The 1,695-nt window shown below is 72.3% G+C and carries 3 protein-coding genes and 1 pseudogene; all 4 read right to left on the reverse strand.

The features are described 5' to 3' along the window. A pseudogene (locus tag AC0CYZ_RS02135) lies at positions 1-308 on the reverse strand (hypothetical protein); the annotation flags it as partial. 90 nt (positions 309-398) lie between these two features. After that, positions 399-764: a DUF4180 domain-containing protein gene (locus AC0CYZ_RS02140; protein ID WP_472211856.1), complete on the reverse strand. Its 366-nt coding sequence runs from the start codon at positions 762-764 to the stop codon at positions 399-401. Positions 765-785: 21 nt separating this feature from the next. After that, positions 786-1,373, reverse strand: coding sequence for a GNAT family N-acetyltransferase (locus AC0CYZ_RS02145; protein WP_472211859.1), 588 nt, complete (start codon positions 1,371-1,373; stop codon positions 786-788). A gap of 28 nt (positions 1,374-1,401) precedes the next feature. Beyond that, the coding region (locus tag AC0CYZ_RS02150) for a hypothetical protein (protein ID WP_472211862.1) at positions 1,402-1,695 on the reverse strand (294 nt) is incomplete at its 5' end.

The raw sequence follows: 1,695 nt of genomic DNA on the forward strand, positions 1-1,695 counted from the left end.
ATCCCCGGCGTCCTCAGGTAGAGGCCGAGCAGCCCGCCGGAGAACGCCGCGAGGCCGAGGCCGGCGACCAGCGTGGGCACGACGGGCAGCAGTAGCGCGGCGCCGAGCACGATCTCGCTGGTCGAGAGCAGCCGCAGGAACTGGGTCGACTCCAGCTTGCCGAGGAAGGGATACGTGTTGCTGGCCATGCCGTGCATGGTCTGGGCGGTCTGCTCGTCGCCCCGGGACTTCTCGAGCCCGGAGTTGAGGATGAACGCCCCGGTGGCGAGGCGGGCGGGGATGTGGCGAGCCTTGAGCGGGAGCTTCATGACGAGCCCTCCAGAGATCATCTCGGTTGCCGTTTCAACCGTAGACCCCGCTCCACCCGTGTCGACAGCCTCGCCGGGCCGCCCGCGACGTCAGCGCCCTGCGTCGAGCCGGCGCGTCAGCTCGGCGTCGTCGGCGACGAACCACAGCTCGTGTGACCGGTTCGCCTCGCGGATCCAGTCCTCGACGGGGCCGCTCGTCGGCCCGTGGTGGCCCGGGTCGCCGACGACGACGAGCCGCAGTCGGTAGTTCACGAACTTCTGCACCACGGCCCCGGCCACGCCCGAACGGAGCCGGAAGAAGTCGGCGCAGAGCCGCTCGACCGGGATCGCGACGACGGTGGCCTCCTCGCCGAACGCGTCGCCGATGACGTCCAGCGCCGAGGACTCGTCGCAGACCACCGGACCCTCGGGGGCGAGCGCGAGGACGCGCGTCCCGTTCCTCGTCGTCGTGACCACGAGATCACCGTAGGAACGGGCTCAACCGGTTTCCCGGTGAGGGCTCTCCGCGTCCTGCTCGCCGCGCAGCCGCGCGAAGACGGCCATGTCCCGCCGCACCCCGCCGAGCTCCATGTAGCTGCGCAGCACGCCCTCGCGGGTGAAGCCGGCGGCCTGGGCGGTCCGGACCGACGCCCGGTTGGCCGGCTCGATGAACGCCTCGAGCCGGAACAGCTCCGGGAAGGTCCAGGCGAACCCGGTGACGGCCACCAGTGCGTCGCCGGCCGCACCTCGTCCGCGGGCGCGGGGCGCGACGGAGTAGCCGACGGACGCCCGTCCCTGCTCGTGGTTCCGGAGCCACAGCCCGATCCCGCCCAGCGCCTCGTCGGACCCGGCGTCGGCGATGACGAACGAGAACCCGATCCCCTCGGCGAGGCGTCCGTGCTGGCGGTGGATGTAGTCCAGGGCCTGGGCGTCGTCCGCGTGCGCGGGCAGGGTCCCGATCAGCGGGACGTACGGGTCGGTCGCGAGGTCCCGCACCATCGCCACGTCCTCGGTGCGGTACTCGCGCAACTCGACGCCGCCGTGGGCCGGCCGCGTCGCCGGCCACGGCAGCGAACGGACGTCCACGCGAGAGCCTCCAGCACGGACTGGTCATTCAGGTGCCGGCCAGGACCCGCCGCCGCGCACGCCACGACAGCACGGAGAGCACCGCCACACCGCTCATCAGCGAGCCGACCGCGCAGAAGCTCGCGACCGAGAGCACCGACCCCGCCGACCCCACCGACCCGATCGACAGGACGGAACCGACGGAGCCGATCGACAGGACCGAGCCGCGACACCCGATGCAGAGCACCGAGCCCTCGGACCAGAGCGAGAGGACGCTGTCGGAGTCACCGCCGCTGTTGCTCACGTCCGAGATGGTGCCGGGTCGCCGCGGACCAGGCCAGCG

This window comes from Actinomycetospora sp. (assembly GCF_055612215.1).